Genomic DNA, 22,361 nt, shown 5'->3' on the forward strand with positions numbered 1-22,361 from the left:
CAGGTAAACGAAAGTCATCGGAGCGTTACATGAAAATTCTGGTCACCGGCGCAAGCGGCTTCATCGGCGGACGCTTTGCGCGTTTCGCCCTGGAGCAGGGCCTGGACGTGCGGGTCAACGGTCGCCGGGCCGAAAGCGTCGAGCATCTGGTGCGCCGTGGCGCCGAGTTCGTCCCGGGCGATCTCACCGATGCGGATCTGGTGCGCGAACTCTGCGCCGACGTCGAAGCCGTGGTGCACTGCGCTGGCGCCGTCGGCTTGTGGGGGCGCTATCAGGACTTTCATCAGGGCAACGTGCAGGTCACTGAAAACGTCGTCGAAGCCTGCCTCAAGCAGCGCGTGCGGCGACTGGTGCATCTGTCGTCGCCGTCGATCTACTTTGATGGCCGCGATCACCTCGGTCTGACCGAAGAACAAGTGCCCAAGCGCTTCAAACATCACTACGCGGCGACCAAATACCTGGCCGAACAAAAGGTCTTCGGTGCGCAGGAATTCGGTTTGGAAACCATTGCTCTGCGTCCGCGCTTTGTCACGGGTGCCGGCGACATGAGCATCTTCCCGCGCCTGCTGAACATGCAGCGCAAGGGGCGTCTGGCGATCATTGGCGACGGTCTGAACAAGGTCGACTTCACCAGCGTGCAGAACCTCAACGAAGCGCTGCTCAGTAGTCTGCTGGCAGCCGGTTCCGCGTTGGGCAAGGCCTACAACATCAGCAATGGCGCGCCGGTGCCGCTGTGGGATGTGGTCAATTATGTGATGCGCAAGATGGAAGTGCCGCAGGTCAGCAAATACCGCTCGTATGGCCTGGCCTACAGCGTTGCGGCGCTCAACGAAGGCGTGTGCAAACTCTGGCCGGGCCGCCCGGAGCCGACCCTGTCGCGGCTGGGCATGCAGGTCATGAAGAAAAATTTCACCCTCGACATCAGCCGCGCCCGGCATTATCTGGACTACGATCCGAAAGTCAGCCTGTGGTCGGCCCTCGACGAGTTCTGTGGCTGGTGGAAAGCCCAGGACATCCGTTGATACAAGTCGCCCGGCCAGCAATGAACCGCACTGCCGCTTGAGGGTCAATCCCTGCGGCTGCGGCGGTTATACTTCGCAGCATTTAGCCATCACCGCGTTCCACAAAGGTTGCCTCAATGTCCATGCGTAACGATGCCAACGACGATTTCGACGATGTACCGAGCCTGCGGGCCGACACCTTTGACGACGATGACATTCCGCCCAGCGCCCGCACCTCGGTGCACTCGCGCACGCCGCCGGTGGTCAAGGTCAAGGCTGCGAGCACCGGGCCGCTGTGGGCACTGGTCGGCGCGCTGTTCTTCGCCTTCATCGGTCTGGCCTGGTGGAGTTTCCAGCAGATTTCGCTGATGGAGCAGCAATTGGTCGCGACCCAGGAAAGCTTTGCGCGCATCAGCGAGGAAGCAGCGGGGCGCCTTCAGGACATTTCCGGCAAGGTCGTCGCCAGCCAGAGCAACGTCAACAGTGACAGCGAGGCCTTGAAGTTGCAGATCAAACAGCTGGAAACCCAGTTGCTGGATCAGAGCAAACAGCAGCAAGGCGTGGTCGGTCAGGCCAGTGATCTGGACAAGCGTCTGGCGCAAATGACCGCGCAGACCACCGAACAACAGAACGCCAATAGCCAGTTGCAGGCGCAGGTCAAAGCCTTGAGCGCCGAACTGGCCACTCTGAAAAGCGCCCCGGCCGACACCGGCAAGGTCGATGCCCAGCTCAAGAGTTATGACGCTCAGTTGAAAAGCCTCGGCGCTGATATCACGGCGCTGAAGAAGCAGGGCAATTCGAACGCGGCGATCGAGCGTCTGGAGCAGGAAATCGTCGTTCTCAAGAGTGAACAGGACAACCGTCCGGCCGCTGCGCAGGGTGGCGGCAATACCGCCGAGTTCGACGCATTCCGCGGGCAGATGACCCGCAACCTCAACACCCTGCAGGCGCAGATCCAGAACTTGCAGCAGCAGATCAACGCCCGGCCGTAGGGCCGAAGTCAGGATATCTGTGGCGAGGGAGCTTGCTCCCGCTGGAGTGCGAAGCGCTCCCCTGCTTTCGTTCAGGTAGAGCGCATTTGCAGGTTTTGCGACTGCTTCTCAGCCGAGCGGGAGCAAGCTCCCTCACCACAGGAAAAGCGGCAACTTCTGGATTCATCTTCGACCTCCGTCCGACCCCAAGCCGTCTACGCTCTTGAAACACCAACAAGAACGAGGGATGCGTTATGGGGTTTTTGCATAAAGTGGCGTGGCTCGGGGTGATGCTTTTTGTGGGGGCAGGGCAGGTCAACGCTGCCGCCACGCAAAAGGACGACAGCAAGGCCGCCATCGCTTTGCTGGAAAAGGCCCTGGCCTATTACCACGACAACGGCGATAAGGCCTTCGCCGCGTTCAGCCGTCAGGGCGAGTTCGTCGACAAGGATCGCTACGTGTTCGTGGTCGACACCAAGGGCGTGATGCTCGCCAGCGGCGGGCCTTCTTCAGCCTTGATCGGCCGTGACGTCAGCGAGGTGCTCGCGCCGGATTTGCAGAAAGCCTTCAAGGACGCTCTGCTGGTGCCGGAAGGCAACGGCATTCAACAGGCCGAGTACCGCTGGCAGAACTGGGCCGACGGCAAGGTCGAGCGCAAGCATGTCTACTACCAGCGCATCGGCCAGCGGATTCTGGCCGTCGGTTATTACCTGCCGCGTGCATCAGCCGAGCAGGCCAAGGCACTTCTCGACAAGGCTGCAACCGATCTGGGGAAAAACGAGAAGGGCACCCTGACCGCCATCAACTCGCTCAAGGGTGGTTATCTGCAGGATGACCTGTATGTATTCGTGGTCGATCTGCAGACCCAACGCTACGTTGCCCACGGCACCAACCTGCGCTTGATCAACACCGATTTCAGCAAGATCAAGGACCCGGAAGGCAAACCGGTGGGCGAGCCGATGCTGGCGCTGATCGCCAAACAGGACGATGGTGAATACGAATACCGCTGGAAAAACCCGGTGACCGGCAAGGTCGAGGACAAGCATGCGTACCTGAAGAAGGTCGGGCATTTTCTGGTGGCGGTGGGTTACTACAGCCCCTGAAAATCAAAAGATCGTCCGAACGCGGCCCGAGCCTTCGGCAGCTCCTACATGGGAATGCATCTCTGTAGGAGCTGCCGCAGGCTGCGATCTTTCGCTGTTATTTGGCACCATGCTCGCGCCCGCGCAGCAGGTTGTTCGGCATCGCAATCGCCGCCGCCAGCCCCAGCAACGACACCGCTGTACTCACCCACAGCAAATGCCGGAACGTGATCGAAAGCTCGGCGCGCAAGGCGTTCTGCGCATCGCCCGGTGCGGCGTTCAAACCGTCGAGCAGCACGTTGCCCGAATGCCCCTCGCTGAGCAGCGAGTTGCTCGCCAGGTGGGCAAAACTCGAATCCTGCAACAACGCCAGCAACAGCGCCGACATCAACGCCACACCCACTGCGCCGCCCAGCGAGCGGAACAGGTTGGTGGTGCTGGTGGCGACGCCGATGTCGCGCTGTTCCACCGAGTTCTGTGTGCCCACCAATGAAGTCGGGAACTGCATGCCGCCGGCAATCCCGCTGAGCAGCATGAACAGACTGCTGACCAGCGTCGCATCCGGTGGGCTGAACGCCATGCCGAGAATCGAAATCGGCATCAGGATCGCACCCGTCAGGATCTGGGGTTTGTAACGACCGGTCACCGAGGTGCGGCGTCCGGCGAAATAGGCGCCTATCGGCAGTCCCATCGCCAGCGGCAGCAAGTGCAACGCCGCCGCATCGGCACCGGCGCCAGTGACGCTCTGAAAGCGCAGCGGCATCAGCACAATCAGCGAGATCGCCTGAAAACTGGTGAAGAAAATCGTGCACCAGCACAGCAACGCGTTGCGGTTGGTGAACAGATGCATCGGCAGCAGCGGCTCACGCGCCCGGCGTTCATGCCAGACGAACACCGCCAGCACCAGCACCGCACAGGCGAACAAGCCAAGCACTTCGCTGCTGCGCCACGAATGGCCCTGACCGACCTGAGTGATGGCCAGCAGCAACGCGGTCAAACCGATGATCATCAACAGCGTGCCGAGGTAGTCGATGATCGGTTTGCGTTGCGGAATCGGCAGCCCGCGCAGGTTGCGATTGGCCACCCACCAGGCGCCCAGCCCCAGCGGCAGGTTGATCAGGAATACCCAGCGCCACGACAGGTATTCGGTCATGTAACCGCCGAGCACCGGCCCGGCGACGCTGGCCACCGCATACATGCTGCTGAAGTAACCCTGATAGCGCCCGCGTTCGCGGGGCGGGACGATGTCGCCGATGATCGCCTGACTGACCGAGATCATTCCGCCGGCGCCGATGCCCTGGAGAATCCGCGCCAGCACCAGTTGTTCCATGCTTTGCGCCATGCCGCAAAACAGCGAGGCGAGGGTGAACAGGCCCATGCCGAACAGCATCAGTTTGCGCCGCCCGTACAAATCGCCGAGCTTGCCGTAGATCGGCACGGCCACGGTCATCGCCACCATGTACCCGGAAATCACCCAGGCCAGCAGGCTGACGTCCTTGAACTGTGCGGAGATGGCAGGCATCGAGACGGCGACGATGGTCTGGTCCAATGCCCCGAGAAAGATCGCCAGCATCAGCGCGACCAGCACGCTGCGAATGGCCGGTTTGGGTGTTTCAGGCTGGTGAAGATTGGTCACGGGCGGAACCTGCGGGCAGTGAGAATCCCGCAGGCCATCGGGCGAGCGGGGATGCTCGCCAGTGTAAGTCGGTAGGAAGCTATTCGATAGCCTCATAAGGAAGCCCGACGTAATTTTCTGCAATGGTTTTCCGACCCGCTTCTGAACTGACGAAATAGTCCAGTTCCGAGGCGCTGATCCGTTGGCTGAAAGCATCATGTTCGTCGAAACGGTGCAGCATCGAGGTCATCCACCAGGAAAACCGTTCGGCTTTCCAGACCCGGCGCAGGCAGATTTCCGAGTATTTCTCCAACAGATCTGTGCGGCCTTCGCGATAAACCTTCAGCAGAATGTTGAACAAAGTGCTGACATCGCTGGCGGCCAGGTTCAGGCCCTTGGCCCCGGTGGGCGGCACAATATGCGCGGCATCGCCGAGCAGAAACATCCGCCCATACTGCATCGGCTCAACGACAAAGCTGCGCAGCGGCGCGATGCTTTTTTCAATCGACGGGCCGGTGACCAGTTTTTCGGCAAGCTCGGCGGGCAGACGGGTTTTCAGCTCAGCCCAAAAGCGCTCATCGGACCAGTCCGCGACGTTTTCTTCCGCCGGCACTTGCAAGTAGTAACGGGTGCGGGTGGCTGAACGCATGCTGCACAGGGCGAAGCCGCGTTCGTGGCGGGCGTAGACCAGTTCTTCGTGCACCGGCGGGGTGTCGGCGAGAATTCCCAGCCAGCCGAACGGGTAGACCCGTTCGAAAATCTTCAGGCAGTCTTCGGGAATCGACTGCCGGGCCACGCCGTGGAAGCCATCGCAACCGGCGATGTAATCGCAATCGACGCGCCAGGTTTCACCGTCCTTTTCGAAGGTGACAAACGCTTCGTCGCTTTTCATGCCGTGAGGAACGACATGGCTCGCCTCGTAAATCGTCGACGCACCGGCCTCCCGACGAGCGGCCATCAGGTCCCGCGTGACCTCGGTCTGGCCGTAGACCATCACGGTTTTGCCACCGGTCAGACCCTGCAGATCGATGTGGGCCAGACGCCCGTCCAGGGCCAGATCGAAACCGCCGTGCACCAGTCCTTCGGCGTCCATGCGCTGGCCGACTCCGGCCTGGCGCAACAGCTCTACCATGCCTTGTTCGAGCACGCCGGCGCGAATCCGCCCGAGTACGTAATCGGGTGTCTGGCGTTCGAGAATCAGGGTGTCGATGCCGGCGTTGTGCAGCAACTGACCGAGGAGCAATCCGGAAGGACCGGCGCCAATGATGGCGACTTGGGTTTTCAGCGTTTTCATTGTTTTTATGACTCGCAAGCTTCACGCGACGTGAGTCGGTGAATGATTTTTATGGATCGAGTGCTTGCATTTTTCCCTTGCGGGTCTGTCAATTGAAGGTGAAAACTGAGCCGATACCTGTACATTCTGCCAATCGGTGCGATTATCGCCCGCAAACCTCGAGGCCTGGATTGAAGTGATGAACAAGCCTGACCTGCCTTCGATTCCGGTGTTCAAGCTCTACGGTGAAAGCCTGGACTGGCCGACCCCTGACTTGCTGCACTGTGAAACCATTTCCAAACGCAGCCGCGAACATCAATGGGAAATCAAACCCCACCGCCACGCCGATTTGTGCCAGTTACTCTTCGTTTTCAAAGGTCAGGCAGAGCTTGAAATCGAAGGTCAACGCACGCAGCTCAACGAACCCGCCATTCAAGTCCTGCCCCCGTTGTCGGTGCATGGCTTTCGTTTTTCCGAGGACGTCGAAGGTTTCGTCGTTACCCTCGCCAATCCGTTGATCAACCACCTGCAGGCGCAACTGGGCAATTCGGTGCATGCCCTGGCGCAGGCCGAGCACTATCCGGCGGGCAAGGATGCGGAATACCTGCACAGTCTGTTTTCAGCATTGCAGGCCGAGTACAACGGCCATCAACCCGCGCGGGAAATGCTCATGCATTCGCTGGTCAGCGTGATCATGGTCTGGGTCAGCCGTCAGGCGATCGTGCGCCATAACGCCAGTCAGCGCCCACAACGCCAGCGCGAATACCTCAACGGTTTCATTCAATTGGTCGAGGAGACATACCGCCAGCATGTGAAGGTCGAAGACCTGGCGCATCGCCTGGGGATTTCGGTGTCACACCTCAACGGTACTTGCCGGGAGCTGGCAGGGCAGCCAGCGCTGCAGATCATGCACGAACGCCAGTTACTGGAAGCCAAACGTTTGCTGACCTATACCAGCATGACCATTTACGAGATGTCGGAATTGTTGGGGTTTTCCGATCCGACCAACTTCACGCGCCTGTTCCGGCGCAGGGTGGGGATTTCGCCAAAGGCGTTTCGCGACCGGCTGAAGGCCGAGCAGTGATCTTGTAAACGCTGCAAAGTCCTGTGGGAGCGAGCCTGCTCGCGAAGACGGTTTTTCATTCAGCATTGTTGTTGGCTGACACACCGCTTTCGCGAGCAGGCTCGCTCCCGCAGGATCGCATTCCAGCTCCGGCCAATCAGCGCAATGCGTTCAGCGTCGCATTGTGCGGAATACAACGCTCGAAATTGCAGCTCGCATAATCGCGGGGCAGTTGTCGCAGTTGCTCGACCCGCCAGGCCGCAGTGCCGTACAGCGCCAGCGTGGCGGCGCAGGTGATGAAGATCGCGAAGTACCTTCTTGTTCTGATGTTCATGGCGTAGACCTCTGAACGCATACCCTGCGGTATTACTTTCAGCATAGAACAAGATCAAAGGATCGCAGCCTGCGGCAGCTCCTACATTTGGAATGCATTTCCTCTGTAGGAGCTGCCGCAGGCTGCGATCTTTTGCTTTTCTACAACCCCACATCCCACTCTGGATGCTCGGGAAACCGTTGCACCAGAAAATCCAGCATGCTGCGCAGCGCCGCCGGCATGTGCTTGCGCGAGGCGTACACCGCGTAGATGTTCATCTGCCGTGGTTCGGCATCCGGCAGCAGACGCACCAGTTCTCCGGCATGCACATGCACCCCGGCCTGGTAGGTCGGCAGCATCGCCACGCCGGCTCCGGCCAGGGTTGCGCGCAGCAGGGTGCTGGCCTCGTTGGCGCTGATGTTGCCTTGCACCGGCACCGAGACCGGTTCGCCATCCTCTTCGAAATGCCACAGGCTCTTGCCGAAATACGAGTGCGTCAGGCAGTTGTGCCGGCTCAGGTCCTCGACCCGCTGCGGTGGCGGATTGTCGCGCAAGTAGGCGGGCGCGGCGCAGACCACCGAACGGCACACCGTCAGGCGCCGGGCGATCAGGTTCGGGTCCAGGTCATTGCTGGTGCGGATCGCCAGATCGATGCGTTCATCCACCAGATTCACCGTGCGGTCGAGCATTTGCAGATCGATGCTGACCCCGGGGTAGCGCTTGACGTACGCCGCCATGGCATCGGCCAGTTGTGCCTGGCCAAACGAGGTGCTGACACTGATGCGCAGCAGTCCGCGCGGCGCATCGTGGGGTTCGCTGACAGCGGCCTGCATATCGCTTGAGAGTTCGAGCATCTGTCGGCAGCGCGGCAGGATTTCGCTGCCGGCGGTGGTCAGGCTCAATTTGCGCGTGGTGCGGTGCATCAGACGCGCGCCGACCCAGTCTTCCAGCTCCGCCAGATAGCGCGACACCACCGGCCGTGACAGGTCCAGATGATCGGCGGCTGCCGACTGGCTGCCCAGATCCACCACCGTGACAAACACGCGCATTGCTTGAAGACGATCCATGATTTGCCCGCTTTCAGAAACAAACTATGTTCAAGCATCGCATTTTTTGTACCGAGTCAGGCAACTAAGCTCTGTCCCATCGCCAAACACGGCATTCGGATCACGGAGCAACAGATGATCGGCTTCACCACCCTCAAGCGCGTTTTGCTGGCCACCGCCACCCTCGGTTTTGCGGCCCATGCCGCTGCCGCCAACCTGACCCTGGACGTTTACAACCCGGGCACCAACGCGATCTTCCCGGTGACCTCGGTGCTGGTCAGCGGCGAGAAAGACGCGATTCTGGTCGACGCGCAATTCGGCAAGGCCCAGGCCGAACAGGTGGTGGAAAAGATTCGCGCCAGCGGCAAACACCTGACCACCATTTACATCAGCCACGGTGACCCGGATTACTACTTCGGCCTCGACACCCTGACCCAGGCCTTCCCCGACGCCGAGGTCCTGGCGTCGCAGCCGACCGTTGATCACATCAACAAAACCGTCGCCGGCAAACTCGCCTTCTGGGGCCCGAAAATGGGCGCCGACGTGCCGGCCAAAACCATCGTGCCGGGCGTGCTCAGAGGCGATAGCCTGATGCTCGAAGGACAGAAATTGCAGGTGGTCGGTCTTGAAGGCAAACAACCGGATCGCAGCTTCGTGTGGATTCCGTCGCTCAAGGCGGTGGTCGGTGGTGTTGTGGTCGCCGAGAACATTCATGTCTGGATGGCTGATACCCAGACTGCGCAATCCCACGCCGACTGGCTGCAAACCCTGCATTCGATTGAAACCCTGAAGCCGAAAACCGTGGTGCCCGGTCACTTTCTGGGCGAGAGCAGCCGCTCGCTGGCCAGCGTGAAATTCACCGCCGACTACATTAAGGCTTTCGACGAAGAAACCGCCAAGGCCAAGGATTCCGCCGCACTGATCAAGGCCATGCAAAAGCGCTACCCGACACTCGGCGAAGAAAGCTCGCTGGAGCTGAGCGCCAAAGTCGCCAAGGGCGAGATGCAGTGGTAAGCCGATTGATCTGAAACACAGGTCGAGAGGACTTTTGTGGCGAGGGAGCTTGCTCCCGCCCGCCTGCGCAGCAGGCGCAAAAGCTGCCAATGCGTTGTAGCTGAAACAGGCGGGGAGTGCTTCGCCCTCCAGCGGGAGCAAGCGCCCTCGCCACAGGGAATACCGCTTCAAGATTAGATTTATGCCGTCGTTGAAACTCTCAAGCCAACTGGAGAATGTCATGAGCAAGATCGCAATCATTGGTGCCACCGGTCGTGCCGGTAGCCAACTGCTGGAAGAAGCCCTGCGTCGTGGCCATAGTGTCACCGCCATCGCCCGCGACACCTCGAAGATCGGCACACGTGCCGGTGTGGTCAGCAAGAATGTCGATGTGCTGGATTCGGCAGCGCTGCAAGCCGCCGTCGCCGGTCACGACGTGGTGATCAGCGCTGCGCATTTCGCCACGGTACCGGCCAGTGCCGTGGTTGGCCCGGTGAAGCAGGCGGGCGTGAAACGTCTGCTGGTGGTCGGCGGTGCCGGTTCGCTGTTGCTGCCGGATGACACCCGAGTGATCGACAGTGCCGGTTTCCCGGCCGAGTACAAAGCCGAGGCCAGCGCCGGGGCAGCGTTTCTCGATGCCTTGCGTCAGGAGAAGGAACTGGACTGGACCTTCCTCTCGCCATCGGCCGAGTTTGTCGAAGGTGAGCGCACCGGCAGTTTCCGCGTCGGCAAGGATCACTTGCTGGTGAGTGCCGAAGGTCGCAGCTGGATCACCTTCGCCGACTACGCGATTGCGTTGATTGACGAAGTGGAAACGCCGAAGCATTCGCGTCAGCGGTTTACCGTCGGCTACTGACCTGCAAACGCCCCCTGTAGGAGCAGCCTGCGGCAGCTCCTGCAGGGTGTTTGGGTGGGTCAGCGGGTGTGCGCCTGCTCCACCAGCCAGATCATCAGTTCTTCCAGCTGCGGCGACGCCCCTGCACCCTGCGGCATCACCACGTAGTAACCCAGCCCCGTTTTCACCTTCAGCTCAAACGGCATCACCAGCCGCCCGGCGCGCAGGTCGTCGCCGATCAACGACCAGTCGCCAATCGCCACACCCGTCCCGTGGGACGCCATCGACATCGCCTGATCCAGTGTCTCGAAATGCTGGCCCGTGTTGACGTTGTTCAACTGCAATTCGGCCGCCGTCAGCCACACCGTCCAATCCTGCGTATCGCGGGTCGGATGCAATAGCAGATGCTGTTGCAGATCGGCCGGTTCGCTCAGCACCGGTGGGCCTTTCAATAACGCAGGCGAACAGACCGGCGTCAGTTGTTCATCAAACAGATGCAGCGCGGTCGATGAGTTGTCCGGCGGCGTGCCGTAGATCACCGCCGCATCGAATTGCTCGCGCTGAAAGTCGACGCCATGGGCCAGTGTAGTGGTCAGTTTGACCGGCACGTCCGGGCGTTCCTTTTGCCATTGCAACAGACGCGGCACCAGCCAGCGCATCACGCAGCTGGGCGCCTTGAGTTGCAGGGTCTGACGCTTGCGACCGATCTGCTCGGTGGCCTCGCTGATCAACCCGAAAATCTTCTCCACCCGCGGCAGCCATTCGCGCCCTTCGGCGGTCAGCTCCAGGCCTCGGGCCAGACGGATGAACAGCTCATACCCCAAATGATCTTCCAGCCCGGCGATCTGCCGGCTCACGGCGCCCTGGGTGATGTGCAACTGCTCGGCCGCCCGGGTGAAGTTGCAGCACTGCGCAGTAATCAGAAACGTGTGCAGGGCGGGCAGGGGAGGCAGTCGTTTCATGTGGATCCAAGGTATGACGTGAGGACATGGCTAGTATGACTTTTAATCGATTGTTGCCGCTACCTGCCCCCCGTTCAATGAGCCCATGTTCAGATCATGTGGGAGCGAGCCTGCTCGCGAAGGCTGTTTCACATTCAGCATTGATGTTGGCTGATCCAGCGCTTTCGCGAGCAGGCTCGCTCCCACACGGGATCTGTGTTTTTAGCTGACAGAAGGGCAATCGACATGGCGACGTGTGGCGAAGTACTGGTCAAGTTACTCGAGGATTACGGGGTCGAGCAGGTGTTCGGCATTCCCGGGGTGCACACCGTGGAGCTGTATCGCGGGCTGGCCCGTTCGAGCATCAACCATGTCACCCCACGGCATGAACAGGGCGCCGGTTTCATGGCCGACGGCTACGCGCGCACCAGCGGCAAACCGGGTGTGTGCTTCATCATCACCGGCCCGGGCATGACCAACATCACCACCGCGATGGGCCAGGCTTACGCCGACTCGATCCCGATGCTGGTGATCTCCAGCGTGCAGACCCGCAGCCAGTTGGGCGGCGGTCGCGGCAAGCTCCACGAGTTGCCGAACCAGAGCGCGCTGGTCGGCGGCGTCGCGGCGTTCTCCCACACTTTGATGTCGGCGGCAGAATTGCCGGCCGTGCTGGCCCGTGCTTTCGCACTGTTTCAGGCCGGGCGTCCGCGTCCGGTGCACATCGAGATTCCTCTGGATGTGTTGGTGGAACAGGCTGACGAACTGCTCGCCAGCGTTCCGGTGAATATTGACCGCGCCGGGGCTGCACCGGCTGCCGTACGGCGCATGAGCGAGTTGCTGGCCGGCGCTCAGCGTCCGCTGATTCTCGCCGGTGGCGGTGCCATCGATGCCGCCGCCGAACTCACCGAACTGGCCGAGTTGCTCGACGCCCCGGTGGCGCTGACCATTAATGCCAAAGGCATGTTGCCGACCAGCCATCCGCTGCTGATCGGCTCGACGCAAAGCCTGGTCGCGACGCGCGCGCTGGTGGCCGATGCCGACGTGGTGCTGGCAATCGGCACCGAACTGGCCGAAACCGATTACGACGTGACCTTCGCCGGCGGCTTCGAGATTCCCGGCAAGTTGCTGCGCATCGACATCGACGCCGATCAGACCGTGCGCAACTATCCGCCGCACGTGGCGTTGGTCGCCGACTCGCGCAACGCTGCGCAAGCGCTGCTCGGTGCGCTGTCGCAGCAGGCGCTGGCTGAGCGACGCAACGATTGGGGCCAGGTGCGGGCAGCGCGTCTGCGCGATGAGCTGGCCGCGACCTGGGACGTGCCAACCCTGGCACAGACCCGTTTTCTGGAAACCGTGCTGCACGAGTTGCCGGACGCGGTGTTCGTCGGCGACTCCACGCAACCGGTGTACACCGGCAACCTCACCTTCAACCCGGAGCGACCACGGCGCTGGTTCAACTCGTCCACCGGTTACGGCACCCTCGGTTACGCCCTGCCGGCGGCGATTGGTGCGTGGCTTGGCGGCAACCTCGAGGGCGGCGCTCGTCCGCCGGTGGTGTGCCTGATTGGCGACGGCGGCTTGCAGTTCACCCTGCCGGAACTGGCCAGCGCAGTTGAAGCGCGCACCCCGGTGATCGTGCTGCTGTGGAATAACCAGGGTTACGAAGAGATCAAGAAATACATGGTCAACCGCGCCATCGAGCCGGTCGGCGTCGACATCTACACCCCGGATTTCATCGGCGTCGCCAAGGCCCTGGGCTGCGCCGCTGAAGCGATCAGCTCGGTTGAGCAATTGCGTGGCGCGCTGCGTGCCGCCACCGATCGTCAGGGCCCGACCCTGATCGAAATCGACCAGACCCAATGGATGCAGGCGGTGGCCCAATGATCAACTTCCCGACCACACTCGACGGCCTGTACATCAACGGTCAATGGTCGGCCGGGCGTGAGCACCTGCGGGTGATCAATCCGGCCACCGAAGCACTGCTGACCACGGTCAATGGCGGCGATGAACGCGCGGTTGATCTGGCCGTCAGCGCGGCCACTGCAGCGTTCAAGAACTGGTCGAAAACCAGCGGTGCCGAACGCGGCGCGATCCTGCGCAACATTGCCAACGGTGTGCGCAACGGGCGTGACCACTTGATGAAGTTGCAGTCGAGCAACAACGGCAAGCCACAGTTCGAAGCGGCCATCGACGTCGATGATGTGATCGCCACCTTCGAGTATTACGCCGGTTTGGCCGAAGGCCTCGACGCACAACTCGACAGCAACGTGGCGCTGCCCAGCGACGATTTCAGTGCGCGTCTGCGCCGTGAACCGTGCGGTGTGGTCGGGCTGATCGTGCCGTGGAATTTTCCGATGGTCACCACTGCGTGGAAGCTCGCACCGGCCTTGGCCGCCGGTTGCTGTGTGGTGCTCAAACCGTCGGAAGTCACGCCGCTGCCGGAGCTGGAACTGGCGGCGATCATCGCTGAATCCGGTCTGCCCAATGGCGTATTCAACCTGGTGTGCGGCACCGGTCTGGCGGTCGGTGCACCGCTGTCGGCGGACCCGCGTATCGCCAAGATTTCCTTCACCGGCAGCAATGCCGTCGGCGTGCAGGTGATGCAGCGTGCCGCCGAAACCGTGAAGGGCGTGAGCCTGGAACTGGGTGGCAAGTCTTCGTTGCTGGTGCTCGAAGATGCCGATTTGGAACTGGCGGTGGAACTGGCTTGCGGCGGCGGTTTCTTCAATGCCGGGCAGATGTGCTCAGCCACCAGTCGCGTGCTGGTCGCCGATGAGCTGGGCGATGAATTTCTTGAGCGTCTGCAAAAGCGCGCGCAAGCGATTCGCGTGGCCGACCCGTTCGACCCGGACGTGGAGATGGGCGCACTGGTCAATCAGGCGCAATACCAGCGCGTGCTCGGCCACATCGACCGTGGTCTGAGCGCCGGGGCGAAGCTGGTGTGCGGCGGCAATCGTCCGGCGGATCTGCCGCGCGGCTATTTTTTGCAGCCGACGGTGTTCACCGACGTGCCCCTCGACAGTGCGTTGTGGTGTGAAGAGATCTTTGGCCCGGTGCTCTGCGTGCGCAGTTTCAGCAGCGAAGCCGAAGCGATTGCCTTGGCCAACGACAGCCAGTTCGGGCTGGTCGCCAGTGTGGTGACGCGTAACGCCGAGACCGCCGACCGGGTCGCCAACGCCCTGCAGGCGGGGCTGGTGTGGCTCAATGCGCCGCAAGTGATCTTCCCGCAGACGGCGTGGGGCGGCTACAAGCAGAGCAGCATCGGCCGTGAATTGGGGCCGTGGGGCCTGGCTGCGTTTCAGGAAATCAAACACGTGATCCGGGCGCTCTGAACGCCCAAAAAAGGTGAGCGCATGCCTCGCAACGAGGCATGCGTCGGTGTCATGGCTTCGATGAGTTTTTATCGATAGTCAGGTGTATTGCACGACCTCAGGATGAACCCGTCGGCTGCGCTGCAGGCCTTTGAATACAAGGCCTGTAGCGGATCCGGCCGCGCGGATGCAACGGTTGCGACCAACCTCATACTTAAAAGAACAAAGGGAGTCCTTCATGGGCGAGCATGATCTGAACAGGCGTCAATTCATTAAAACCGTCGGCGTCGCCTCGGTAGCGGCGGCGGCCCTGAGCATGCCCTTCATCCGGGCCAGCGCCAGCGACACACGGTTTGCCGGCAAGACCTTGCGTTTGCTGACCTGGTCGGATGACACCGGCCTCGCCGCACTGCGCAACATCGCCGCCACGTTCGAGGCCAAGACCGGCGCCAAGGTCATTGCCGACCGCACTGGCAGCACCTCTGAAATGGTCGCCAAACTCAAGGCCGGCGGTGACCGTCCGCAGTACGACATCATCACCCTGGCCGGGGTCGGCGCTGAAGGTCTGGCCGCCGCCGGGCTGCTGGAAAAGCCCGACCTCAACCGCATTCCCAACCTGATCGACGTACCGGAACAATACCGCACCGGCGCCAACGGGCATGGCATCGGTTACCTGCTGTGGTGCAACAGTCTGGTCTACAGCACCCGCACCCTCAAACAGGCTCCGGACAGTTACGCCGCGCTGTGGGATGCCGATCTGGCGCCGAACATTTTCCTGCCGCCGCCGAACTGGACCGAGGCCATGGACCTGATCATCATCGCCGCAAAACTCGCCGGTGGTGATGAACACAACATCGAGCCGGGCTTCAAGAAACTCGCCGAGCTCAAGGATCGCGTGGTCACCCTCGGCGAGAACCCGAACCAGATCGCCGAGCTGTTCCGCACCGGGTCGTTGGACATGGGTGGGCTGTACGCCCCGGCATTCTTCCCCAAGCAGATCCGCGATCCGAACTACGGTCTCGGTGCCACGTTCGGCATGAAGGAAGGTTTCTACACTGACCTGATGCTCTCGGTGATGCCGAAGAACCGTCCGGGCGACACCGACCTGGCCTACGCCTTCATCGATCACTCTCTCGATCCGCTGGTGCAGGGCAAGATGGCCGAAGACATCTTCAACGGCCCGGTCAACGCCAAGGCGATCATCTCCGCCGAAGCGCGCAAGAGCCCGTACATCCTCACCCCGGAGCAGATTGCCGAGAAGGCGATCATGCACGACAACGCCTTCCTGGCGACCGTGCATGACCAATGGATTCGTCGCTATACGGAAATTTTTTCTTCCTGATTTCCGAGGACTGAAGATCTTTTGTGGCGAGGGAGCTTGCTCCCGCTCGGCTGCGAAGCAGCCGCAATCTGAATGGCAACCTTGCGAATGCGTCTAGCCATTCATGGGGCCGCTTCGCGACCCAGCGGGAGCAAGCTCCCTCGCCACAGGGTTTATCCCGGATTTCAATCCTGTTGTTTTTCCATTGACGAGATCATTGCTATGGAACATCAATCCCTGACCCAACCGGTCGGCGCCGCTGACGTGCGTCCGGCGCGCGGTGTTTCGCCGACTGCCCGGGCGTGGTTTTTCCTCACGCCGTCGATGCTGTTTCTCGGTGTGCTGATCGCCGCCAGCCTGCTGGTGCTACGCATGAGCGTCGGCACTAAAGGCGCGGAATGGAGCGGGTTCAGCCTCGCCAGCTACGCGCAATTACTCGAACCCTATTACCTCAAATCCCTGCTGCTGACCCTGCGTCTGGCGCTGATCAGTGCGGTGATCGCGGTGCTGCTGGCGATCCCGGTGGCGTACACCATGTCGCGGCTGACCTCGCCGTTCGTGCGGCGGATTTTTCTCGCGGCGGTGCTGTTGCCGCTGCTGGTCAACCTGCTGCTGCAAAGCTACGGCTGGCTGGTGATTCTCGGCCCGGGCGGAATGCTCAACCAGACGCTGATGGGCCTGGGCCTGATCAAGCGCCCGATCATGTTGCTGTACAACCAGAACGGCGTGCTGATGGGCCTGGTGCAGACTGCGTTTCCACTGGCCGTGCTGCCGATTGCCAGCGCCATGCGCGGTGTTGCGCGCACCTACGAAGAGGCCGCCGCTACCTTGGGAGCCAGTCGTTTTCAGGTGTTCCGTCAGGTGGTGTTGCCGATGAGTCTGCCGGGGATCATCACCGGGGCGACGCTGGTGTTCGCCTACAACGCCAGCAGTTTTGTCGTGCCGTTGCTGCTCGGGGGGCGCCGTGTGCCGATGCTCGCGGTGATGGTGCATGACCAGATCGCGCCGCTGATGAACTGGCCCGCCGCATCGGCGGCCGGGGTGGTACTGATCGTCACCACGCTGGCGATCATGACTTTGTCCGAATACATCACCGGCCGTCGTCGGCGCCTGCTGGAGGCTTCGCAATGAGTACCCTGACCAACAAGCGCATGGCGCTGCTGCCCGGCGACACCGGCAAGTTCGCCGGGATCCTTTCCGGGGTCATTCTGCTGCTGGCGGTGTTGCCGATCCTGACCATGATCGTCATGTCGTTCAGCGGCGCGTCGAACCTCGACTTCCCGCCGAGCAGCTACAGCCTGCAATGGTACAAGGCGGCCTGGCACACCTTCGTTTCGCCGGACGCCAGCGACGTGCTGAGCCTCGGCCAGGCCATGGCCACCAGCCTGCTGGTGTCGTGCCTGACCATGGTCTTCGCCACGCTGATCGCGGTGCCCGCCGCCTATGCGCTGACCCGCTGCGAGTTCCGTGGCAAAGCCGTGGCGCTGCAACTGATGTCGCTGCCGCTGGTGTTTCCGATGGTGGTGTTGGGCCTGGCCTTGCTGCTGGTGTTCGACAGCCTGCCGTTTCACCTGACCACCTCGCGGCTGGTGATTGCCCACGTGATTCTGGCGCTGCCGTTCGTGGTGAAAAACTGCACCGCCGCGATGCTCTCCATCGGCAACGAAGTCGAAGAGGCGGCGCGGATGCTCGGCGCCTCACCGCTGCGGGCGATTGTCGATGTGGTGGTGCCGTTGATGAAGTCGGGGATTCTGGCGGGGATGCTGCTGGCGTTCATCGTCTCGTTCAACGAATTCACCGTGACCTATTTCCTCTACACCATCGACGTCATGACCGTGCCGATCTGGATGTACAGCCGCACCGTGTCATCGCTCGACCCTACCGTGTTCTCGTTTGCCGTGCTGATCGTGCTGATCGACTTCGTCCTGATCTGGGCGCTGGAGAAGCTGGTGGGCGAGGGCGGCGTTTCCTTTTGATTTGAGGTGCAACATGACTGGTCTGATTCTGGAAAACGTCGAGAAATTCTACGGCTCGGCGTGCGCGGTACAAGACGTCAACCTGCATTTGCCGGAAGGCAAACTGGTGTGTTTTCTCGGCCCGTCGGGCTGTGGCAAAACCACCTTGCTGCGGATGATCGCCGGGCTGGAAACCCTCAGCGGCGGTGAGATTCGCCTCGACGGCGAGGACATCGGTCGCACCCCGGCACACCTGCGCAACTTCGGCATGGTGTTCCAGTCGCTGGCGCTGTTTCCGCACATGACCGTTGGCGAGAACATCGCCTACCCGCTGAAACTGCGCGGCGTGAGCAAGGCCGAGCAGCAGACGCGGGTGGTGGAGTTGCTGGAGCTGATCCAGTTGCAAGCGATGATCGACCGGCCGGTGGCGAAACTCTCCGGCGGGCAACGACAGCGGGTAGCGATTGCCCGGGCCATCGCCTCGCGGCCGAAAATCCTTCTGCTCGACGAACCGCTGTCGGCGCTGGACGCCAAGTTGCGCGAGTCGATGCAGGTGGAAATCCGCCAGTTGCAGCAGCGCTTGAACATCACCACGATCATGGTCACCCATGATCAGCGCGAAGCCATGACCATGGCCGACATCGTCGTGGTGCTCGGCGAGCACAAGGTGCAGCAGGTGGGCACGCCGATCGAAATCTATCGGCACCCGGCCAACGAGTTCGTCGCCGACTTCATCGGTTCGGGCAACATCTTTCCGGCCACGGCGCTGGGCGACGGCAAGGTCAGCTTGCCGGGCGGTGACGCGCTGCAAGTGCCGATCTGCAGCAGCATCGAGGCGGGGCAGAAAGTGAAGATGCTGATTCGCCCGGAGGACCTGCAACTGTCCGCGCCACAAGCCACGGCGGGTAATCGCTTGCTCGGCAAGGTGACGTTCGTGCGCGATATCGGCGCGACCATCGAGACCACGGTGGAGTGTTCCGGGGTGACGTTCACCGCGTTGAGCACGCCGTGTCAGGGGATTGGTTTGGGGATCGGGCATCCGGTGTCGGTGACGTTGCCGAGCGAGGCGTGTCGGGTACTCGGTGCCTGATTCTGGATTGAGGTTGTCTTGACTGGCCCCATCGCTGGCAAGCCAGCTCCCACAGGTTTTTCGGGGGTGCACAAATTCTGTGTTCAGCACAAAACCCTGTGGGAGCTGGCTTGCCAGCGATGGCGTCAGCCGATACAACACAACACCTTGATCAGACCGACTGCCGCAACCGCGCCAGATCCCTTAACGGCGGCGCACCAAACAAGCGGCTGTACTCACGGCTGAATTGCGACGGGCTTTCATAGCCCACGCGATAGCCTGCCGCCGACGCTTCCAGCCCTTCAGCCAGCATCAGGCGTCGCGCCTCTTGCAGGCGCAATTGCTTTTGATATTGCAGCGGACTCATCGCCGTCATCGCCTTGAAACGGTGATGTAGGGTCGAGACGCTGAGGTTCACTTCTTTCGCCAGATCATCAATGCGCAGCGGTTGTTCGAAGTTGCCGTTGAGCCATTTGATCGCCTGGCTGATGCGATGGCTCTGACTGTTGGCAATCGCGATCTCATACAAGCGGTGGCCCTGCGGACTGCGCAGCAGGCGATAGAGAATCTCCCGGCGAATCAGTGGCGCGAGCATGGCAATGTCTTTCGGCGCATCCAGCAGTCGCGCCAGACGCAACACTGCGTCGAGCATCGCGCTGTCGATCTTTTCCACATACAGGCCACGCCCGGTCGGTCGGGTCGGCACGCCCATGGGGCCGGCGTCGGCGATCAGTGCGGTGATTTCCGCCGGGTCGATGTCCAGGCGCACAGCGAGGATCGGCTCCTCCGGCGAGACATTCACCACCCGCCCGCTGAGCGGCATCGAGACCGAGACCACCAGGTAATTCAGCGGGTCGTAATTGAAGAACTCATCGGCCAGCCGTACCTCTTTGCGACCCTGGGCCATGATGCACAGCGCCGGTTGCGCCAGCACCGGGGCGAAATCATGGGATTTTGTGTGGCGCGACATGAACAGTGAGCCGATGGCGGTCTGGTAACTGCCGTCGTCGGTGGTGTTGCGGCGGATGATCCCCGCGAGCTCCGCACGCTGTTTTTCCATGTCGGCATCGGGCGGAGACTGGAAACGATCGAATGACGTCATGCGCGGCATCCTCTGCTAAGACGGTGGAATGGGGCAGAGCCTATATTTGTGCAAGCGCCAGCGGTAGACACATCCTGTCAAATGCTTGCCTGATTCTGCATGGGCAGCTTTTGCTTGCCGGCCATCAGCCCGCGACCGCCACCTTACCCCTTGGGTCGAAGACCCCTGTAGGAGCTGCCGAAGGCTGCGATCTTTTGATTTTAAAAACAAAAGTCAAAAGATCGCAGCCTTCGGCAGCTCCTACACAAAAGCGTTGTGACAGCGGTGTGACAGGTTTCTACCCATCGATGCGGGGCGTTTGTGCAGTCTCGCAGGATTGTGCAACGCAGCGGCAGGAATCGACTAACGGCACCTTGCGCGCGGCCCTTAACCTTGGATCCTGTCGCAGCCCGTCCCCCGGCTGCCACGCGACTCCCTGGGAGGGTTGAACATGTCCAAGCAGATTCCCGTCAGTCATATGGCCTTCGTTCGAGCGCGCGCCGGACGCTCCGCCGAACTGGGTGTACGCCTCAGTGCCTTGATCGAACCGTCACGCAACGCCCCCGGTTGCCTGAACTTCGCCTTGCAGCATTCGCAATGCGATCCGGAACTGTGGCTGGTCTCCGGTTTCTGGAGTCATCAACAGGCAATGACTGCGTATTTCAACAGCCCGTCGATGCAGATCTTTGCCGAGCTGGTCCAGGACCTGGTGGTCAACAGCCTTGATTTCCACACCTTCAAAGAGGTGTCGGCGGCGCAGGCGCTCGGACAATGTCCGGCACCGATACACAAACTCGCCGGTTGAGGGTTTAATGTCCGGCTTATTGGTCTGAGCCGGGATGTGTGCCATGGCACGTAAAGAGTTTGAACACTTCGAAGCAGTCTCCGCAGTCGTCCCCGTCGAGTTGGGCGGCAACAAGGGTTATCACGCGGCAATCGCGGTCAAGGCCCTGGTCGATGGCGGTGTGCCACGCTTTCACAAACTGCTGGGTGACCAGGTGTTCCCCGGCGCCATCGCTGCCGATGAGGCTGCCATCAATGAGCTGGATCGCCTCAAGGGTGTCACTGATGACGCCGAGTTGATCTGGTAGTTATTTGACCGCCCCCGGGCGCCACATTTTGAACAGGGCTTCAGGCCCCAACTGGAAATAATCCGCCGGCCCGCCGCCGCGCAGAATCGGTTCTGCCGCGGCGGTGTCGTAGATCCCGTCCTTCAACAGCCACTTGGCGATATGCACGGCAACCACTTCGCCGAGAATCAGCCAGCTCGGCACGGTTTCGCCATCGGCGCGCTGCAACTGAATGATCTGCGTGACCTTGCACTCGAAAGACACCGGGCTTTCGGCGACCCGTGGCACCGCAATCACCTTCGACGCTACGGGCGTCAGTCCGGCCAGTTCAAACTCGTTGACCTGCGGCGCGACCATCGCGCAGCTCTGGTTCATCTGCTCGGCCAGCGGCCGGGTGGCGAGGTTCCAGGCGAACTCGCCGGTCTGCTCGATGTTGTTCAGGCTGTCTTTGCGCCCGACGCTGGAAAAACCAATGATCGGCGGAATGTAGTTGAACGCGTTGAAGAAGCTGTAAGGCGCCAGGTTCAACTGCCCATTGGCATCCTGCGAAGAAATCCAGCCGATGGGGCGCGGGCCGACGATGGCGTTGAACGGATCGTGGGGCAGGCCGTGGCCGTGAGCGGGTTCGTAGAAGTGGATGTCATCGGACATGGATGGAGTTCCTCAAAAGGGCAATCTGAAAGACGCCATAGTGTAAGAGCGCACCGCGTATTTCCAGTCGAACGCTGATCCCACTGTAGGAGCTGCCGAAGGCTGCGATCTTTTGATCTTGATCTTAAAAACAAAATCAAAAGATCGCAGCCTTCGGCAGCTCCTACAGGGGATTTGTATGGATTTCAGAAATTGTGCTGCCCCAGAAATGACTAAGCCCGGCCGAGGCCGGGCTGTGAATGGACTGCTGAAACTTAGCTGATGGCTGCAGCAGTACCGGTCTTGTCGAAGCCGTCAGCCGCGTAAGTGCCCGAGTGGCTGGTTTCGATGGCGGCGCTGGCGCCGGAAATGAAGTCGGCCGATTTGGTTTTGTCCGAACCATCGGCAGCGAAAGTGTTGGCGGCCAATACGGACAGGGTCAGGGCGAGGATCAGTTTGGTTTTCATGTCAGTTACTCCAGATGCGTTGGCGATGTGTCTTGCTTGGATCTAATGCTACGCCAACTAAATTGATTAAAAAGCGCAAATAAATGCTAAAAACAATCGATTAACTTGATATTAAGGGCGGCGCATTCAATTCGCTTTCGTCGTTAGAGCGAGCGCCGCGCAGGTCATCGATCAGGCAGGTGCAGGATGCGGGAGATGCATTAACCGCTAATTAATGGCCTCCTTCGGGCTGTGTGACAGATTTTTCATACATTCCCGACCGGTTTTTCACCGGTGCAACGCCAGTCTGCCCACGGCCAGAAAACCAAGAACCGGCCGTCTCAC

Annotated in this window: 22 protein-coding genes; 14 read left to right on the forward strand and 8 right to left on the reverse strand. The window is 61.1% G+C overall.

Going from position 1 to position 22,361, the window contains the following annotated elements:
• The first annotated feature begins 29 nt into the window (after positions 1-29).
• From OC71_RS10790 to OC71_RS10800, 3 genes are all read left to right on the forward strand, one after another.
• Positions 30-1,022 carry an NAD(P)-dependent oxidoreductase gene (locus tag OC71_RS10790; protein WP_027612479.1) on the forward strand — a complete coding sequence of 331 codons (993 nt, stop codon included), beginning with the start codon at positions 30-32 and terminating at the stop codon, positions 1,020-1,022.
• A gap of 116 nt (positions 1,023-1,138) precedes the next feature.
• A complete protein-coding gene (locus OC71_RS10795) occupies positions 1,139-1,993 on the forward strand; it encodes an ATPase (RefSeq protein WP_041068430.1) in 855 nt (284 codons plus the stop codon).
• A 233-nt stretch (positions 1,994-2,226) separates the two neighbouring features.
• A complete protein-coding gene (locus OC71_RS10800; protein ID WP_041068432.1) occupies positions 2,227-3,075 on the forward strand; it encodes a cache domain-containing protein in 849 nt (282 codons plus the stop codon).
• A 97-nt stretch (positions 3,076-3,172) separates the two neighbouring features.
• Here the strand turns inward: OC71_RS10800 and OC71_RS10805 are convergent, their stop codons facing one another.
• Positions 3,173-4,690: an MDR family MFS transporter gene (locus OC71_RS10805; RefSeq protein ID WP_041068434.1), complete on the reverse strand. Its 1,518-nt coding sequence runs from the start codon at positions 4,688-4,690 to the stop codon at positions 3,173-3,175.
• 79 nt (positions 4,691-4,769) lie between these two features.
• A complete protein-coding gene (pobA, locus tag OC71_RS10810) occupies positions 4,770-5,954 on the reverse strand; it encodes a 4-hydroxybenzoate 3-monooxygenase (RefSeq protein WP_177327911.1) in 1,185 nt (394 codons plus the stop codon).
• Positions 5,955-6,141: 187 nt separating this feature from the next.
• Between pobA and OC71_RS10815 the strand changes: the two genes are divergently transcribed.
• A complete protein-coding gene (locus OC71_RS10815) occupies positions 6,142-7,026 on the forward strand; it encodes a helix-turn-helix domain-containing protein (RefSeq protein ID WP_041068438.1) in 885 nt (294 codons plus the stop codon).
• A gap of 136 nt (positions 7,027-7,162) precedes the next feature.
• Here the strand turns inward: OC71_RS10815 and OC71_RS28370 are convergent, their stop codons facing one another.
• Complete coding sequence (locus OC71_RS28370; protein WP_174376820.1) at positions 7,163-7,339, reverse strand: hypothetical protein; 177 nt, start codon at positions 7,337-7,339, stop codon at positions 7,163-7,165.
• A 140-nt stretch (positions 7,340-7,479) separates the two neighbouring features.
• Positions 7,480-8,385 (reverse strand): LysR family transcriptional regulator, encoded by a 906-nt coding sequence (locus tag OC71_RS10825; RefSeq protein WP_218186293.1) that lies wholly within the window; start codon positions 8,383-8,385, stop codon positions 7,480-7,482.
• A gap of 114 nt (positions 8,386-8,499) precedes the next feature.
• Here OC71_RS10825 and OC71_RS10830 point away from each other — a divergent pair, with 114 nt between their 5' ends.
• Positions 8,500-9,378 carry an MBL fold metallo-hydrolase gene (locus OC71_RS10830; protein ID WP_041068444.1) on the forward strand — a complete coding sequence of 293 codons (879 nt, stop codon included), beginning with the start codon at positions 8,500-8,502 and terminating at the stop codon, positions 9,376-9,378.
• Between the two features lie 220 nt (positions 9,379-9,598).
• Positions 9,599-10,213 (forward strand): NAD(P)-dependent oxidoreductase, encoded by a 615-nt coding sequence (locus tag OC71_RS10835; protein ID WP_041068445.1) that lies wholly within the window; start codon positions 9,599-9,601, stop codon positions 10,211-10,213.
• Positions 10,214-10,272: 59 nt separating this feature from the next.
• Here the strand turns inward: OC71_RS10835 and OC71_RS10840 are convergent, their stop codons facing one another.
• Positions 10,273-11,154 carry a LysR substrate-binding domain-containing protein gene (locus OC71_RS10840; RefSeq protein ID WP_041068447.1) on the reverse strand — a complete coding sequence of 294 codons (882 nt, stop codon included), beginning with the start codon at positions 11,152-11,154 and terminating at the stop codon, positions 10,273-10,275.
• 225 nt (positions 11,155-11,379) lie between these two features.
• Between OC71_RS10840 and OC71_RS10845 the strand changes: the two genes are divergently transcribed.
• The 6 genes from OC71_RS10845 (at position 11,380) to OC71_RS10870 (ending at position 18,810) form a co-directional block, all read left to right on the forward strand.
• Positions 11,380-13,017, forward strand: coding sequence for a 5-guanidino-2-oxopentanoate decarboxylase (locus OC71_RS10845; RefSeq protein ID WP_041068449.1), 1,638 nt, complete (start codon positions 11,380-11,382; stop codon positions 13,015-13,017).
• Positions 13,014-14,465, forward strand: a complete 1,452-nt coding sequence (locus tag OC71_RS10850; RefSeq protein ID WP_041068451.1) for an aldehyde dehydrogenase family protein — start codon at positions 13,014-13,016, stop codon at positions 14,463-14,465. The genes OC71_RS10845 and OC71_RS10850 overlap by 4 nt, the downstream gene beginning before the upstream one ends.
• A gap of 217 nt (positions 14,466-14,682) precedes the next feature.
• The gene (locus tag OC71_RS10855; RefSeq protein WP_041068453.1) at positions 14,683-15,786 is read left to right on the forward strand and encodes an ABC transporter substrate-binding protein; all 1,104 of its coding nucleotides are present in this window, start codon (positions 14,683-14,685) and stop codon (positions 15,784-15,786) included.
• 201 nt (positions 15,787-15,987) lie between these two features.
• Positions 15,988-16,896, forward strand: a complete 909-nt coding sequence (locus tag OC71_RS10860) for an ABC transporter permease (RefSeq protein ID WP_007965862.1) — start codon at positions 15,988-15,990, stop codon at positions 16,894-16,896.
• Positions 16,893-17,741 carry an ABC transporter permease gene (locus OC71_RS10865; protein ID WP_041068455.1) on the forward strand — a complete coding sequence of 283 codons (849 nt, stop codon included), beginning with the start codon at positions 16,893-16,895 and terminating at the stop codon, positions 17,739-17,741. The genes OC71_RS10860 and OC71_RS10865 overlap by 4 nt, the downstream gene beginning before the upstream one ends.
• Before the next feature lie 13 nt (positions 17,742-17,754).
• Positions 17,755-18,810 (forward strand): ABC transporter ATP-binding protein, encoded by a 1,056-nt coding sequence (locus tag OC71_RS10870; protein WP_041068457.1) that lies wholly within the window; start codon positions 17,755-17,757, stop codon positions 18,808-18,810.
• A gap of 151 nt (positions 18,811-18,961) precedes the next feature.
• Here OC71_RS10870 and OC71_RS10875 read toward each other — a convergent pair whose 3' ends face one another.
• Positions 18,962-19,891 carry an AraC family transcriptional regulator gene (locus OC71_RS10875; RefSeq protein WP_041068459.1) on the reverse strand — a complete coding sequence of 310 codons (930 nt, stop codon included), beginning with the start codon at positions 19,889-19,891 and terminating at the stop codon, positions 18,962-18,964.
• Positions 19,892-20,321: 430 nt separating this feature from the next.
• Here OC71_RS10875 and OC71_RS10880 point away from each other — a divergent pair, with 430 nt between their 5' ends.
• Both OC71_RS10880 and OC71_RS10885 read left to right on the forward strand, forming a co-directional pair.
• Positions 20,322-20,675 carry an antibiotic biosynthesis monooxygenase family protein gene (locus OC71_RS10880; protein ID WP_027612495.1) on the forward strand — a complete coding sequence of 118 codons (354 nt, stop codon included), beginning with the start codon at positions 20,322-20,324 and terminating at the stop codon, positions 20,673-20,675.
• A gap of 43 nt (positions 20,676-20,718) precedes the next feature.
• Positions 20,719-20,961 (forward strand): hypothetical protein, encoded by a 243-nt coding sequence (locus tag OC71_RS10885; RefSeq protein WP_041068461.1) that lies wholly within the window; start codon positions 20,719-20,721, stop codon positions 20,959-20,961.
• Here OC71_RS10885 and OC71_RS10890 read toward each other — a convergent pair whose 3' ends face one another.
• Together OC71_RS10890 and OC71_RS10895 are read right to left on the reverse strand one after the other, a co-directional pair.
• The gene (locus OC71_RS10890; protein WP_041068463.1) at positions 20,962-21,591 is read right to left on the reverse strand and encodes a flavin reductase family protein; all 630 of its coding nucleotides are present in this window, start codon (positions 21,589-21,591) and stop codon (positions 20,962-20,964) included.
• A 254-nt stretch (positions 21,592-21,845) separates the two neighbouring features.
• Complete coding sequence (locus OC71_RS10895) at positions 21,846-22,037, reverse strand: hypothetical protein (protein WP_041068465.1); 192 nt, start codon at positions 22,035-22,037, stop codon at positions 21,846-21,848.
• Positions 22,038-22,361 lie beyond the last annotated feature (324 nt).

This window comes from Pseudomonas sp. W15Feb9B (genome assembly GCF_000828175.1).
In the GTDB taxonomy this organism is placed as follows: Bacteria; Pseudomonadota; Gammaproteobacteria; order Pseudomonadales; family Pseudomonadaceae; genus Aquipseudomonas; species Aquipseudomonas parakoreensis.